13 protein-coding genes are annotated in these 13,683 nt (G+C 67.9%); 9 read left to right on the top strand and 4 right to left on the bottom strand.

Going from position 1 to position 13,683, the window contains the following annotated elements; translation table 11 throughout:
* Positions 1-10 precede the first annotated feature (10 nt).
* The 6 genes from ACP693_RS17055 to ACP693_RS17030 all read left to right on the top strand — a co-directional run bounded on the left by ACP693_RS17055 (position 11) and on the right by ACP693_RS17030 (position 8,206).
* Positions 11-1,831, top strand: coding sequence for a response regulator (locus ACP693_RS17055; RefSeq protein WP_426016441.1), 1,821 nt, complete (start codon positions 11-13; stop codon positions 1,829-1,831).
* 124 nt (positions 1,832-1,955) lie between these two features.
* Complete coding sequence (locus ACP693_RS17050) at positions 1,956-2,432, top strand: RcnB family protein (RefSeq protein ID WP_426016442.1); 477 nt, start codon at positions 1,956-1,958, stop codon at positions 2,430-2,432.
* 95 nt (positions 2,433-2,527) lie between these two features.
* Positions 2,528-4,216, top strand: coding sequence for a cisplatin damage response ATP-dependent DNA ligase (locus tag ACP693_RS17045; protein WP_426016443.1), 1,689 nt, complete (start codon positions 2,528-2,530; stop codon positions 4,214-4,216).
* Positions 4,217-4,266: 50 nt separating this feature from the next.
* Positions 4,267-5,229, top strand: coding sequence for a mechanosensitive ion channel family protein (locus tag ACP693_RS17040; RefSeq protein WP_426016445.1), 963 nt, complete (start codon positions 4,267-4,269; stop codon positions 5,227-5,229).
* Positions 5,229-6,245: a threonine aldolase family protein gene (locus ACP693_RS17035; RefSeq protein ID WP_426016447.1), complete on the top strand. Its 1,017-nt coding sequence runs from the start codon at positions 5,229-5,231 to the stop codon at positions 6,243-6,245. The genes ACP693_RS17040 and ACP693_RS17035 overlap by 1 nt, the downstream gene beginning before the upstream one ends.
* Before the next feature lie 110 nt (positions 6,246-6,355).
* Entirely contained in the window at positions 6,356-8,206 is a 1,851-nt protein-coding gene (locus ACP693_RS17030) for an ABCB family ABC transporter ATP-binding protein/permease (RefSeq protein ID WP_426016449.1), read from the top strand.
* On the opposite strand, the gene ACP693_RS17025 is transcribed toward ACP693_RS17030, so the two are convergent.
* From ACP693_RS17025 to ACP693_RS17010, 4 genes are all read right to left on the bottom strand, one after another.
* Complete coding sequence (locus ACP693_RS17025) at positions 8,191-8,670, bottom strand: chemotaxis protein CheE (protein WP_426016451.1); 480 nt, start codon at positions 8,668-8,670, stop codon at positions 8,191-8,193. The genes ACP693_RS17030 and ACP693_RS17025 overlap by 16 nt on opposite strands.
* Positions 8,667-9,218, bottom strand: a complete 552-nt coding sequence (locus tag ACP693_RS17020) for a response regulator (RefSeq protein WP_426016453.1) — start codon at positions 9,216-9,218, stop codon at positions 8,667-8,669. The genes ACP693_RS17025 and ACP693_RS17020 overlap by 4 nt, the downstream gene beginning before the upstream one ends.
* Positions 9,219-9,330: 112 nt before the next feature.
* A complete protein-coding gene (locus tag ACP693_RS17015; RefSeq protein ID WP_159844693.1) occupies positions 9,331-10,278 on the bottom strand; it encodes an acetyl-CoA carboxylase carboxyltransferase subunit alpha in 948 nt (315 codons plus the stop codon).
* 90 nt (positions 10,279-10,368) lie between these two features.
* On the bottom strand, positions 10,369-11,289 hold the full coding sequence (locus ACP693_RS17010; RefSeq protein ID WP_426016454.1) for a site-specific tyrosine recombinase XerD: 921 nt from the start codon (positions 11,287-11,289) through the stop codon (positions 10,369-10,371).
* 125 nt (positions 11,290-11,414) lie between these two features.
* Here ACP693_RS17010 and ACP693_RS17005 point away from each other — a divergent pair, with 125 nt between their 5' ends.
* From ACP693_RS17005 to ACP693_RS16995, 3 genes are read left to right on the top strand one after another with little or no spacing between them, the layout of a single operon-like run.
* Positions 11,415-11,981 carry a shikimate kinase gene (locus tag ACP693_RS17005; RefSeq protein WP_426016456.1) on the top strand — a complete coding sequence of 189 codons (567 nt, stop codon included), beginning with the start codon at positions 11,415-11,417 and terminating at the stop codon, positions 11,979-11,981.
* Positions 11,978-13,084, top strand: a complete 1,107-nt coding sequence (gene aroB, locus ACP693_RS17000; RefSeq protein WP_426016458.1) for a 3-dehydroquinate synthase — start codon at positions 11,978-11,980, stop codon at positions 13,082-13,084. Before ACP693_RS17005 ends, aroB begins: the two co-directional genes overlap by 4 nt.
* The gene (locus ACP693_RS16995) at positions 13,084-13,677 is read left to right on the top strand and encodes a GNAT family N-acetyltransferase (protein WP_426016460.1); all 594 of its coding nucleotides are present in this window, start codon (positions 13,084-13,086) and stop codon (positions 13,675-13,677) included. Before aroB ends, ACP693_RS16995 begins: the two co-directional genes overlap by 1 nt.
* The last annotated feature ends 6 nt before the right edge of the window (positions 13,678-13,683 follow it).

Here is a 13,683-nt window from a genome sequence, read left to right as displayed (position 1 = left end):
ATCTGGGCTTATGGTGGAATCCGACGGCGTCGCGAAGGCGTTTGAAGGCGATCAGCGCGCCGGCGATGCAGCCCAGGCCCTGACGGCCATCCTGCAAACGCAATATCTGCGCTACCTGATCATCGCCTCGTGGGCTGTCGGGCTGCTGGGCACGGTGGGCCTGTGGCAGGCGGTGCTGTGGTTCGGCGTGACGGTCGCGGCGGGTGCGGTGCGTGGCTTGGTCGAACACCGGCTGAGCCATCGCGTGGGCACGAACTGGGGGGTGATCTTCCCCATCGTCGCCACGGTGACGACCGGCGCCTGGGCCATCGCGCCCTTGCTGGCCTGGTTCTCGCCTTCCGATTTCGGACGACCGCTGGCCCTGGCCCTGATCATCTCCGGCTATGTGCTGGTGTTCGCCCAGCTGCGTAGCTCGCCCCGTCAGGCCCTGATCATTTCGTCCCCCTATGGTGCGGCGGCGGCGGTTATTCTGTTCAGCCTGTGGGGCTCCAGCGATTTCTGGTCGATGCTGGCCGTCCTGCCGTTCACGGCGGCGGGGCTGTTCGTTCTGGTGACCATGACCCTGCTGCGCGAAGAGCGCATCCGCGCCTTCCAGTCGCATCAGTCCCATTTGATCGAGGAACTGGAAGCCGCGCGCGACAAGGCCAACGCCGCCAATGACGCCAAGTCGAACTTCCTGGGCGTGATCTCTCACGAGCTGCGCACGCCGATGAACGGCGTCCTGGGCGCGGCCCAACTGCTCAGCGCCACGCGTCTGGAGGCGACGCAACGCGAGTATCTGTCGATCATCCGCAACTCGGGCGACAACCTGCTGTCGCTGCTGAACGACATCCTCGACATGACAAAGATCGAGGCGGGCAAGATGAACTTCGAGGTCGTCGATATCGCTGTCGACAGCCTGCACAAGCGGATCACCGGACCGTTCGAAGCTCAGGCCGAAGCCAAGGGGCTGGAGTTCGTCTCGACCCTGGAAGGGGAAATCCCGACGGTGGTGCGTGGCGATCCGCTGCGGGTCTGCCAGGTGGTTCAGAACCTGCTGTCGAACGCGGTCAAATTCACCGAATCTGGCCAGATCCATTACATCGTGCGCGGTCATCGCGTGTCGGACCAGCGGGTGCGGTTCGAGTTCATCGTCAAGGACAGCGGCACCGGCATTGCCGCGGCGGACCTGGAGCGGCTATTCCTGCCCTTCACCCAGGTCGACACCTCTTCCACACGCCGCTTCGGCGGCACGGGCCTGGGCCTGACCATTGCGCGGCGCATGGCCAACATCATGGGCGGCGATATCACCGTCACCTCAAGGCTGGCGGAAGGGTCGTGCTTCACCCTGGAGATCGAGGCCGAGGTGGTCGAATGGGCCAAGCCGGTCGCGGCCGATGAAGTCCATGCCGAGATCGCAGGCGGCGAATCACTGCGCGTCCTCGTGGTCGAGGATCACCCCGTGAACCGCATGATCCTCGAAGCCTGGATGAGTTCGGCCAGCCACGTCACCTCGACGGCCGAGAACGGCCAGATGGCGGTCGAGATCGCCCAGGAACAGCCGTTCGACCTGATCATCATGGATGTGAACATGCCGGTCATGGACGGTCTGACCGCGACCCGACTTATTCGCGACGGCGGGGGCCAGAATGCGGGCACGCCCATCGTCGTCCTGTCGGCATCCGCCCGGAACGAAGACCATGAGGCCGGCCTGGACGCCGGCGCAGACGCCTATCTGAACAAGCCCATCGACTTTGGCGCACTGGCTGCGCTGATAGAACGGGTCGGGGGCGGACGCGAGGCTGTCGGAGAGATGGCGCTGCCGCCGTCCGAGACCTCCGTCGCCGCCTGATTGAGGCCGAGACGTGTTCCTCATGTGAATGTAAGCCGATGACGGCGGTTCAGACACGCCTCAGCCGGCAGGCTCCATAACTGCGATCAAGTCGAAGCCCTTCGACGCAGATGGAGACACGATCATGAGGAAGATCCTTACCGCTACGATGGCCGCCCTGATGGCCACCACCGCCCTGGGCGCCGCCGGCGCCGCCTCGGCCCAGTCGCGCGGCGATCATCGCTATGAGCAACGCGAAGACCGTCGCGATCATCGCCAGGACCGTCGTGACGACCGCCGCGAGTTCCGTCAGGACCAGCGCCAGGACCGCCAGGAGTATCGCCAGCAACAACGCGCCTATGACCGCTGGCAGCGGGCCGAGCGTCGCTATAACGCTCCGCGCTATGCCCCGCCTCGCGGCTATGCAGTGCGCACTTGGAGCTATGGTCAGCGGATGCCGTCCTACTACCGGACCAACGCCTATGTGGTGAACGACTACAACCGCTATGGCCTGCGCGCCCCGCCCCGCGGCTACCAATATGTCCGCAGCGGCAATGACGTGGTTCTGGCCGCCGTCGCCGGGGGTCTGATCACCGCCGTGATCGCCGGCCTGTTCAACTGATCCCCTAAGATCGAAGACGCGCCCCGGAGGGAAACCTCCGGGGCGTTTTTCGTTCTGGTATGCGGCGACGCTTCGAGCGCCCAAGATGGATGACGATGCGCGCCTTCGCCGAGCTTCTGGATCGTTTGTCCCTGACGGCTTCGCGCAATGCGAAGCTGGTGCTGGTCAGGGATTATCTGAGGGCGACGCCCGATCCCGACCGGGGATGGGCGCTGGCGGCGCTAACGGGCGATCTGACATTCGACGCCGCCAAGCCGGCGATGATCAGGAAGGCGGTCGAGGGGCGGGTGGACAGCGTACTGTTCGGCTGGTCCTACGATTATGTCGGGGATTTGGCCGAGACGGTGGCCTTGATCTGGCCCGTCAGCCCCGATCACCGGCCCAATCGCGAGCCGGAGCTGGCCGAGGTGGTCGAGGCGTTGCGCACCGCCAGCCGCGCCGAGGTGCGAGGCCTCCTGGAAGGCTGGCTGGACGCGCTGGAGCCCAAGGGCCGTTGGGCGCTGCTGAAACTGATGACCGGGGCCTTGCGTGTGGGCCTGTCGGCGCGGCTGGCCAAGACGGCGGCGGCGATGATGCGACCGGACGCCGTGATGGACCCGCCGTCGCCGGACGGGGACGAGGCGCAGACGACGCTGGACGCCATCGACGCATCGGCGATCGAAGAGGTCTGGCACGCGGTCGAGCCGCCCTATGCCGACCTGTTCGCTTGGCTGGAGGGCAGGGCGGAACGACCCAGCCCCGATGCGCCCGGCCGGTTCCGACCCGTCATGTTGGCAGTCGCCATCGACGAGGCGGTCGATCTGCCCAAACTGTCGCCCGCCGACTACGCCGCCGAGTGGAAGTGGGACGGCATACGGGTTCAGGCGGTGCTGGAGGGCGATGTCGGCAAGCTGTATTCCCGCACCGGCGACGAGATTTCGGCCGCCTTTCCCGATGTGATGGAGGCCCTGGCGTTCCAGGGGGCGATCGACGGCGAACTGATCGTGTGGCGCGACGGGGCGGTGGCGCCGTTCGGGGATCTGCAGCAGCGGCTGAACCGCAAGACGGTGGACGCCAAGTCGATGCAGGCCTTTCCGGCGGCGGTGGTCGCCTATGACCTGCTGGCTCAGGACGGCGAGGACTTGCGGACTTTACCTCTGCGCGACCGTCGCGCACGACTGGAGACCCTGGTGGCGAGCCATACGGGCGAGCGGCTGCATCTGTCGCCGGTGGTCGACTACGCCGACTGGGATCAGCTGGCGCAGCTCCGGGCCGATCCGCCGGTCGGGGCGGCGGCGGAAGGCCTGATGCTCAAACGCTGGGACAGTCCCTATCTGGCGGGACGGCCGAAGGGGCCGTGGTTCAAGTGGAAGCGCGATCCCCACGTCATCGACGCCGTCCTGATGTATGCTCAGCGGGGGCATGGGAAGCGATCCAGCTTCTATTCCGACTATACCTTCGGGGTCTGGACGCCGGAGGGGGCACTGACGCCGGTGGGCAAGGCCTATTTCGGCTTCACCGACGAGGAGTTGAAACAGCTCGACAAGTTCGTGCGCGACCACACCATCGACCGGTTCGGGCCGGTGCGGTCGGTGCGGGCAGAGCGCGACTTCGGCCTGGTGCTTGAGATCGCTTTCGAGGGGTTGAACCGATCGACCCGGCACAAGTCGGGCGTCGCCATGCGCTTCCCGCGCGTCAGTCGTATTCGCTGGGACAAGCCGGCGCGGGAGGCCAACACCATCGACGACGTGATGGACCTGCTGGACGCCATCGAAAGCGGCGGCGGACGGATCGCCAAGGCCTGAAATCGGGCTTCGGGGGTTCCAATCGGCGCGTCAGGCGTTAGACCCGGCGCATGTCTTCGCCCCTGCCTACTGACGTCACCCCTATCGCCGAAGCGGTCGCCGCAGGCCGCAAGGCCGTATCCGTAGACGCCGCCGTGATCGCCAAACTGACCGACATGGCCGGTGATTTCGCGATCAACCTGACCATCGCCATCCTGATCTTCGCCGCGACGGTCTTTGCGGCGAAATGGGCTTCGAGGGCGGCGCGCAACGGTCTGTCGCGCGTCAAGGGCTTCCGTCATGATCCAACGGTCCTGAGCTTTGCGGTTCAGGTCGTGCGGGTGGTGGTGTTCATCATCGGCATGATCGCGGTGCTTCAGCGTCTGGGCGTGCAGACGACCTCGATCATCGCGGTCTTGGGCGCGGCGTCTCTGGCCGTGGGGCTGGCGCTTCAAGGCACGCTGTCGAACGTGGCGTCGGGGATCATGCTGCTGGTGCTGCGGCCCTATCGCGTCGGGGACGTCGTGGACGTGGGCGGCATGTCCGGCACCGTGCAGCGGCTGGACCTGTTCACCACCCAGCTTTCGAACGCCAACAACCACAAGATCGTCATCCCGAATTCCAAGGTTCTGAGCGATCCTTTGACCAATCTGACGGGACAGCAGACGCGCCGGATCGAGATCAACTTCACCGTCGGTTACGGCGACGACCTGAACCAGGCGCGCTGCGTTCTGGCCGACATGGCCGAAGCGCATGACAAGGTGCTGCACGACCCCCATCCTTGGACCGGGGTGACGGGCCTGCTGGACAGTTCGGTCCAGGTGACGCTGCACGCCTGGGTCAAGGTCGGCGACTGGTGGCAGACCCAGGCCGATCTGATGCAGGGCGGCAAGGAGGCGCTGGACGCCGCGGGCATCGAGATTCCGTTCCCGCATCAGGTCGCCGTGCCTTATGGCGACGAGGATGTGATGCCGGTGGTCCGTGTGCGGACTGTCGAGGATGACGCAGCTGATTTGAAGGCGACGGCCCGCTGATGCGCTACGATTTCGGATCCGACAACACCGCCGGCATGGCCCTGAGCGCCATCGAAGGCCTGGTGCGCGCCAACAAGGGGTTCGCCCGCGCCTACGGCGGCGACGACGTCACCGCGCGCGCCGCCGATCAGATTCGCCAGCGGCTGGATGCGGACGCCGAGGTGCGGTTCGTCTTCAGCGGCACGGCCGCCAACGCCATCGCCCTGTCGATGCTGGCCCAGCCCTATGAGGCGGTTCTGGCGCACAACGCCGCCCACATCTGCACGGACGAAACCGGCGCGCCGGGCTTCTTCGGTCATGGCGTCGGCCTGATCGGCCTGCCGGGTTTTTCGGGCAAGATCGATCCGCTGGCCCTGCAGGCGCATCTGGGCGAGGCCGAAGTCGGCCACCGCCAGCCGCCGGCGGCCCTGTCTCTGACCCAGGCCACCGAGTATGGCGCGGTCTATACCGAGGAGGAGCTGCGCCACCTGATCGAGCCGACCAAAGCGCTGGGCTACGGCGTCCATATGGATGGCGCGCGCCTGACCAATGCGGTCGCCTCGGGGTTCGATCTGAAGGACATCCCGCGCCTGGGCGTGGACGTGCTGGTGTTCGGCGGGGCCAAGGCGGGCGCCAACTGCGCCGAGGCCATCGTCCTGTTCGACAAGCGTCTGGTGCGGCGTCTGGACAATCGTCTGAAACAGGCGGGGCAGACGGCTTCCAAGGCGCGGATGCTGTCGGGACCGATGCTGGGACTGCTGGAAAGCGGAGACTGGGAATCGGGTGGCGCCCACGCCAATCTGATGGCGCAGCGCCTAGCGGCGGGGATCGCGGTACGCACGCCCTTCGTGTTGGCGCATCCGGTCGAGGCCAACGCCGTCTTCGTGCGGATGTCGCCTGAGGCGCACGCGCGCCTGAACGCCCTGGGCTGGGCCTGCTATCCGTTCGACGATGGATCGGTGCGGTTCGTTTGTTCGTGGGCGACGCAGGAAGCGGCCGTGGACGAGCTGATCGAGGCGATCGTCAGCCTGGGTTGAGCGACTAATCCCCGGTCGCGCGCCAGCGTGGCCTTTCCCCGGTCGCAATGGCTTTCCATATGCGGATCATGGCGATACGAGGCGAACGCTCCGGCGGCAGGCGTGACCCGATGGTCAAGGCGCAGCAGGCAGGGAGCCTACAGGACAAGACGGACGGACCCCCGACGCTAACGGCGTTGGCGGACCTCGCGCGGCTGGTTGCCCGTTCAGGTGCGCCGCACCTGAAACTGAGGCTGATCTTCGCCATTATGCTGACGCTGGCGGGCAAGGGACTGGGCGTGATGGCGCCGCTGGTGCTGGGCGCGGCGGTCAATCGGCTGGCGGCGTTGCAGGGCGCGGCGACGGCCGTTGGTCTGGGCTTTGCAGCCTTCGCCATCGGCTGGACCTTTGTGCGGTTCCTGTCGGCCGCCTCTCCCTTGATTTCGGACGTGGTGTTCGCGCCCGTGCGCGCCGCCGCCCAGCGCACCACGGCGGCCGAGGCCTTCGCCCACGCGTTGAGCCTGTCGCTGGACTTCCACCAGACCAAACGCTCAGGCGCCCTGTCGCGGACGATGGATCGCGGGTCGCGCGCGGTGGACTTCCTGCTGCGTATCCTGGCCTTCAACCTGATCCCGACCGGGGTGGAGCTGGTGCTGGCGGCGGGGGTGCTGGGCGCGAAATACGACTGGCGGTTCGCGGCCGTCGCCGTGGTCGTGGTGGTGATCTACACCGCCGCCACCTTCGCCATGTCCAACTGGCGGCTGGAACATCGCCGGATCATGAATGCGGCCGATTCCGAGGCCGCCGGCGTGTCGGTGGACGCCCTGCTGAACTATGAGACGGTCAAGTCGTTCGGCGCCGAGACGCGTGCGGCCCAGACCTATGACCGGGCGCTGGGCGACTATGCCGAGGCCTCGCTGAAGGCCAACAGCTCGCTGGCCATGCTGAACGGCATGCAGGCCCTGGTGATGAACCTGGGTCTGGGTGTCATGGCGGTGATGGCCGGGTTCGAGGCGGCGGCCGGGCGGATGGGGCCGGGCGACGTGACGGCGGCGGTTCTGATCATGATATCGCTGTATGCGCCGCTCAACATCCTGGGCTTCGCCTATCGGGAAATCCGCCAGTCCTTCATCGACATGGAGGAGATGCTTAAGGTGGCGCGTCAGACGCCCCAGGTCGCCGATGCGCTAAACGCTGTGGCCCTGCCGCGACCCGTCGATGCGCGGGGGGCGTCGGTCGCGTTCGAGGGCGTCGGCTTCCGCCATGATGCCCGCGCGAACGGCCTGGAGGACGTCAGCTTCTTCGCGGCGCCCGGCACGACGACGGCGCTGGTCGGGCCGTCTGGCGCGGGCAAGTCTACCATCGTCAAACTGGCGCTGCGGCTGCTGGATCCGCAGGAAGGGCGCGTGCTGATCGACGGTCATGATGCGCGTCAGGTGACCCAGGCGTCGTTGCGCGCCGCCGTGGCCCTGGTGCCGCAGGACGTGGCCCTGTTCAACGACACCCTGGGCGCCAACATCGCCTTCGCGCGACCCGATGCAGACGCGGCCCAGGTGTGGGCGGCGGCCGAGGCGGCGGAACTGGCCGACTTCATTCGCGGCCTGCCGGACGGGATGGAGACCAAGGTCGGAGAACGGGGCCTGAAGCTGTCGGGCGGCGAGCGCCAGCGTGTGGGCATCGCGCGAGCCTTGCTGGCCGATCCCTGTATCCTGATCCTTGACGAGGCGACCAGCGCCCTGGACAGCCGCACCGAGGCGGCGATCCAAAGGACTCTGCAAAAGGCCCGACACGGCCGCACGACCCTGGTGGTGGCGCACAGGCTGTCGACCGTGGCGGACGCCGATCAAATCCTGGTGCTGAAGGCCGGGCGGATCGTCGAGCGCGGCGGGCACCATGAGCTTGTGGCGCGTCAGGGCGGGGAATACGCCGCCCTGTGGCGCAAGCAGACGCGCGCCGGCAAGGCGTCTCAGGTCGCGGACTGATCGCTCGCGGGCAGCTTCTTGCGAAGGACTTCGTGCAGATTGGTCAGGATGGCCGTTCGCGCGGCCTGTTCCTCGGCCGGCAGGGACAGCAGCAGCTTCATCGCCTGGGCGTGAACGGTGGCGATGCGCCAGTCAAATCCCCCCTGGCGCGGCGCGGCGTCCAGCAGGTCGCACAGACCCTTGGCCGCCGTGCACAGGTCGTCCATCGCGAACGGGCTGGCCGCATCGATGATCTGGCTGGAGGCGGAATAGGCCAGGTCCAGCCGCATCGGTTCGATCAGGTCGGGGTCAGGCTTGGCCAGCAGGACGGCGATATTGTCGGCGATGATGGCGCGGGCCTGATCCTGCAGGGCGTCCAGATTGGCCCTGGCCTGGGCCAGGGCGACGCCGACGCTGACGCCGCCGGGGCGATCCAGCATTTCGGACAGGCGCGACTTGCGCTGGGTGTGGGTGATGACGGTCATAGGGCCAGGCTCTCCATCCCATTGGCCTTGCGCAGCATGTCGGCCCGGCGTTCGACGCCCTCATAGCCGCTGTGTCGGAACCGGCGATCCGGTCCCAGATAGTCGCCGACCTCCAGAAAGGGCCGGCTGTCGCGCGCGACCCACAGGATGCGCTCCAGCAGCATGGCGGGGCTGAACGGTTTGGTGACGACGAAGTTGGCGCCGCAGTCCCGGGCCTCGGCCACACGCCCGCGCCGGATATGGCTGGCGGTCATGATGACGGGGGTGAAGGCGTTGGGGTTGGGGCCGGATCGACGCAGCCAGCGCACCAGTTCGAACCCGTCGATGTCGGGCATGTCGGTGTCCACGACCAGTAGGTCGATGGGCTTGTCGGTCAGCAGCTTCTTGGCCTGGGTTCCCGTGCCGCAGGCGAAGGCCGGGCGGATGCCGAACCCGGTCAGGGCGTTGGACGTCAGCGTCAACGAGAAGGGCGAATCGTCGACGATCATCGTGATGGCGCCGCCCAAGTTGAAGACAGCGCTTTCGCGCAGGGATTCGCCGCCGCTCATGCCGGATTGGCCCGGTTTGGTCGCGCCGCAATGGTCATGGCCGGTCGCAAACCCCGTGGATGAAGGAGCAAGCTTGGCAGACGATGGTGGACGCTGCGTTAACGCTGTTCGGCTAGAGCGCGCCGATGGCGTAGAAGCGGTCGGCGCGGCGCTTCTTGATCTGCTGGGGCGACAGGCCCTCGAAACCCTTCAGCTCTTCGGCCAGCACGTCGCCGACATTGGCCATGGCCGCGTCGCGGTCGGTGTGGGCGCCGCCGACCGGTTCCTCGATCAGGCGATCCACGATCTTTAGGCCCATCAGGTCCGGGCCGGTGATCTTCATCGCCATGGCCGCGTCCCGGGCCCGCGCGCCATCGCGCCACAGGATGCCGGCCGCACCCTCGGGCGAGATGACCGAATAGATCGAATGCTCCAGCATCAGCACGCGGCTGGCCGCCGCGATGGCGATGGCGCCGCCCGAGCCGCCTTCGCCGGTGATGGTGGCGATGGAGGGCACGCCCAGCGTCAGGCAGCGCTCGGTCGAACGGGCAATGGCCTCGGCCTGGCCGCGCTCCTCGGCGCCCAGGCCCGGATAGGCGCCGGCCGTGTCGATGAAGCTGAGGACCGGCAGGCCGAACTGCTCGGCCATGTCCATCAGGCGCACGGCCTTGCGATAGCCCTCGGGCCGGGCCATGCCGAAGTTGTGGGTGATACGGGTGGCGGTGTCGTGGCCCTTTTCATGGCCCATGATCACGACCGGACGGCCCCGGAAACGGGCCAGGCCGCCCAGGATGGCCTGGTCGTCGCCGAACTGACGGTCGCCGTGCAGCTCGTTCCAGTCGGTGAACAGGCTCTGGACATAGTCGATGAAGTGCGGACGCTGCGGATGGCGCGCGACCTGGGTCTTCATCCAGGGGTCCAGACCGGCGTAGGTCTTCTTTCGCAGCTGCTCGGCCTTCTTGCGCAGGCCCTCGATCTCATTGTCGAAATCGCCCGAGGCGTCGGACAATAGCGACAGCTCCTCGATCTTGGCTTCCAGATCGGCGATCGGCTTTTCGAAGTCGAGATAGTGCGTGGCCATCAGGGCGTCCGGGAATTGCGAGCGGGCAAGAGCGCCCTTAGGGAAGGCGGGGGAACCTAGAGAGGTCAACGCCGCCGGGCAAGCGGCGGTTCAGTCGTCGCGCGCCAAGGGGTGGTTTTGCTGGACGACCTGGGCCAGGCGGTCGGTGGCGACGTAGGTGTAGATCTGGGTGGTGGCGATGTCGGCGTGGCCCAGCAGGGTCTGGACGACACGCAGGTCGGCGCCGCCTTCGAGCAGGTGGGTGGCGAAGGCGTGGCGCAGGACGTGGGGGCTGACGCGGGCTGGGTCTATCCCGGCGACTATGGCGGCCTCGTCCAGCAGTTGGGCGAAGCGGCGCGGGGTCAGGTGGCCGGTGCGGCCTGAAGAGGGGAACAGCCAGGGACTGTCAGGCGCCTCGGGCTTTCGCCCATCTTTGCCCTTGAGCTTGGCGTCGCGGGCCGTCAGCCAGGCCTTGACGGCCTCGCGGGCGGCGGTATTCAGGGGCGCGAGACGTTCCTTGCCGCCCTTGCCGCGCACGATTAGATAGGCGGGGTCGCGGCGGATGGCCTCGACCTTGAGCCCCAGCAGCTCCGACACCCGCAGACCCGAGGCGTAGGCCATCTCGACCAGGGCGACCAGGCGCAGGCCCGCCGCCGCATCTCGGCTGGCCGAGGCGGTCAGCAGGGCGTCGATCTCGTCGCGGCTCAGCACCTTCGGCAGGGACCGGCCCTGTTTCGGCGCGTCGAGGCGGCGCGACGGGTCGTCGGTGCGCCAGCCCTCGGCCAGGGCGAAACGGTAGAACTGGCGCGCGGAGGATCGGCGACGGGCGGCGGTGGCGGCGGACAGGCCGCGCCGCGACAGGTCGGCGAACCAGCCCTCGACGGCCTCGGCGTCAGCCTTCATCAGACCGCCGGCGTCCGACAGCGCCGTATCGGCGTCGGCCAGATCGCGGCCATAGGCGGACAGGGTGTGGGGCGAGGCGTCGCGTTCGACGGCCATCATCTCCAGAAAGGCCTCGATCTGGGGCGTCATCGCACCGTCCGTCCTTCGAACGGATGGCGTGGGAGCGGGCTTGGTGTAGAGGTTTGATCGATCATGCCTGCCTGCGTCGCCGCCTTCGCCGTCCTTTCGACCGACCGTTCCGCCGGAGCCGCCGGATGAGGCGGCGCGCGAATCCGGGACCGACCCGCACCATAGCCCTGGTCGGGCTTATGGGGGTGGGCAAATCGTCGGTGGGGCGCCGGCTGGCCAACCGGCTGAAACTGCCCTTCGCCGACGGCGACGTTGAAATCGAATCGGCGGCCGGGATGACGGTGTCGGAAATCTTCGCCGCCCTGGGTGAGGCCGAGTTCCGGGCTGGCGAGGCGCGGGTGATCCGCCGCCTGCTGGAAGGGCCGCCCATCGTGCTGGCCACCGGCGGCGGGGCGATGATGAACCCGGAAACGCGGGCGCTGTTGAAAGCGCGGTCCGACACGGTGTGGTTGAGAGCCGATCTGGCGGTGATTGCGGAGCGGGTGGCGCGGCGTGATACGCGTCCCCTTCTGCGGGGCAAGGACCCGCTGGAGGTGCTGACGAGCTTGGCTGAGGCCCGCTATCCCATCTATGGCGAGGCCGACGTGACGGTGGACGTCGGGCAGGGCTCGCACGGCCAGGCGGTGGACGCCATTCACAAGAATCTGCGCCGGCACTGGCGCCACAGACGGCGCGCGGAGACGAAGACGTGACGATCATTCCGGTCAGCGGCGGGGCCTTCGCGGCCTATGACGTGGTGGTGGGACGCGGGCTGCTGGCTCAGGCGGGTGCGCATATCGCGCCGCTGGCCAAGGGGCGGACTGTCATCGTCACCGACGAGACGGTGGCGGGCATCCACGCCGAGGCCCTGACGGCGTCGCTGACGGCGGCGGGCGTCAAGAGCGAGGTCGTGACCGTGCCGGCGGGAGAGGGATCCAAGTCCTTCGCCGAGCTGGAGCGGGTGCTGGACCGGCTGCTGGAGATCGGGCTGGACCGCAAGGATGTGGTGATAGCCCTGGGCGGCGGGGTCGTGGGGGATCTGGCCGGTCTGGCGGCGGCGCTGTTCATGCGCGGCATCGACTTCGTGCAGATCCCGACGACCCTGCTGGCCCAGGTCGACTCGTCGGTTGGCGGCAAGACCGCTATCGACACGCCACGCGGCAAGAACCTGGTCGGCGCCTTTCACCAGCCGCGTCTGGTCCTGGCCGACATCGACGTGCTGGCGACGCTGCCGGCGCGGCAGGTGAAGTCTGGCTGGGCCGAGGTGCTGAAGCACGGGCTGATCTGCGACGCGGCATTCTTCGACTGGCTGGCCGGCGAAGGGGCGGCGGGTGCGACCGGCGATCCGGCGGCGCTGGAGCGGGCTGTGATCCGCTCTGTCGAGATCAAGAGCGCGGTGGTCGGGGAGGACGAGAAGGAAGCCGGGCGGCGCGCCCTGCTGAACCTGGGCCACACCTTCGGCCATGCGGTCGAGACCGAGGTCGGGTTCGACGAAGGCGCGCTGGCGCACGGCGAGGCGGTGGCGCTGGGGTGCTGCATGGCCTTCCGGTATTCGGCGCGCGAGGGGTTGTGTTCGTCGGCTGATGTGGCGCGGGTCGAGGCGGTGGTCGCGGCGGCGGGCCTGCCGATGCGGCTGGAGCAGGCGGGATCGTTCGCGGTCAACCGGCTGCTGGCCCTGATGGCCGGCGACAAGAAGGCCGAGGGCGGGGCGCTGACCCTGATCCTGGCGCGCGGCATCGGCCAGGCCTTCGTGGCCAAGGGGGTGGATGCGGACAAGGTCCGGGCCTTCCTGATCGAGGAAGGCGCGACCGCGTGATGCGGATCGCCACGGTCCCGCTGGAGGATCGGTTCGTGCGGCTGGAGCCGTTCGAGGACGGGCTGAAGGCCGACATGCGGACGGCGCTCGATTGCGACGCCGCCGCCTGGGACATCATGGTGGGTCCGGCCTATGGCGAGCATTTCGACGGCTGGTGGGACAGCGCCCTGGCGGCCATGCGGGCCGGGACGCGGATCGCCTATGCGGTGCGGCGGCGCTCAGACGGCGCGGTGGTCGGGACGACCAGCCTGTATGAAATCAACCCGGCCTATCGCCGCTGCGAGATCGGCTCGACCTTCTATCGACCAGAGGCCCGGGGCGGGCCGATCAATCCATCCTGCAAGCGGCTGTTGCTGGGCCACGCCTTCGATGCGGGCGCAGTGCGAGTCGAGATCATCACCGACGCCGTCAACGCCCGGAGCCAGGCCGCCATCCTGAAGCTGGGCGCCAAGGCCGAGGGCGTGCTGCGCAAGCACAAGATCACCTGCACCGGCCGGGCGCGCGACACCGCCATGTTCGCGGTGATCGACGACGACTGGCCCGAGGTGCGGGACGGGCTGGATCGAAGGCTCGCGGCGTTTCGGGCCGATTAGTCAGGG

The sequence above is a fragment of the Brevundimonas sp. TWP1-3 genome, assembly GCF_049896085.1.
Taxonomy (GTDB): Bacteria; Pseudomonadota; Alphaproteobacteria; order Caulobacterales; family Caulobacteraceae; genus Brevundimonas.
This window is presented reverse-complemented; position numbering and strand designations above follow the sequence as displayed.

What these genes read in the sequence shown, in the direction of transcription:
- ACP693_RS17040 (WP_426016445.1), top strand. Translation starts at nt 4,267, where the DNA reads ATGTCTTCGCCCCTGCCTACTGACGTCACCCCTATCGCCGAAGCGGTC.
- ACP693_RS17010 (WP_426016454.1), bottom strand. Translation starts at nt 11,289, where the DNA reads ATGACGCCCCAGATCGAGGCCTTTCTGGAGATGATGGCCGTCGAACGC.
- ACP693_RS17050 (WP_426016442.1), top strand. Translation starts at nt 1,956, where the DNA reads ATGAGGAAGATCCTTACCGCTACGATGGCCGCCCTGATGGCCACCACC.
- ACP693_RS16995 (WP_426016460.1), top strand. Translation starts at nt 13,084, where the DNA reads ATGCGGATCGCCACGGTCCCGCTGGAGGATCGGTTCGTGCGGCTGGAG.
- ACP693_RS17055 (WP_426016441.1), top strand. Translation starts at nt 11, where the DNA reads ATGGTGGAATCCGACGGCGTCGCGAAGGCGTTTGAAGGCGATCAGCGC.
- ACP693_RS17035 (WP_426016447.1), top strand. Translation starts at nt 5,229, where the DNA reads ATGCGCTACGATTTCGGATCCGACAACACCGCCGGCATGGCCCTGAGC.
- ACP693_RS17025 (WP_426016451.1), bottom strand. Translation starts at nt 8,670, where the DNA reads ATGACCGTCATCACCCACACCCAGCGCAAGTCGCGCCTGTCCGAAATG.
- ACP693_RS17020 (WP_426016453.1), bottom strand. Translation starts at nt 9,218, where the DNA reads ATGAGCGGCGGCGAATCCCTGCGCGAAAGCGCTGTCTTCAACTTGGGC.
- ACP693_RS17030 (WP_426016449.1), top strand. Translation starts at nt 6,356, where the DNA reads ATGGTCAAGGCGCAGCAGGCAGGGAGCCTACAGGACAAGACGGACGGA.
- ACP693_RS17005 (WP_426016456.1), top strand. Translation starts at nt 11,415, where the DNA reads ATGAGGCGGCGCGCGAATCCGGGACCGACCCGCACCATAGCCCTGGTC.
- ACP693_RS17015 (WP_159844693.1), bottom strand. Translation starts at nt 10,278, where the DNA reads ATGGCCACGCACTATCTCGACTTCGAAAAGCCGATCGCCGATCTGGAA.
- ACP693_RS17045 (WP_426016443.1), top strand. Translation starts at nt 2,528, where the DNA reads ATGCGCGCCTTCGCCGAGCTTCTGGATCGTTTGTCCCTGACGGCTTCG.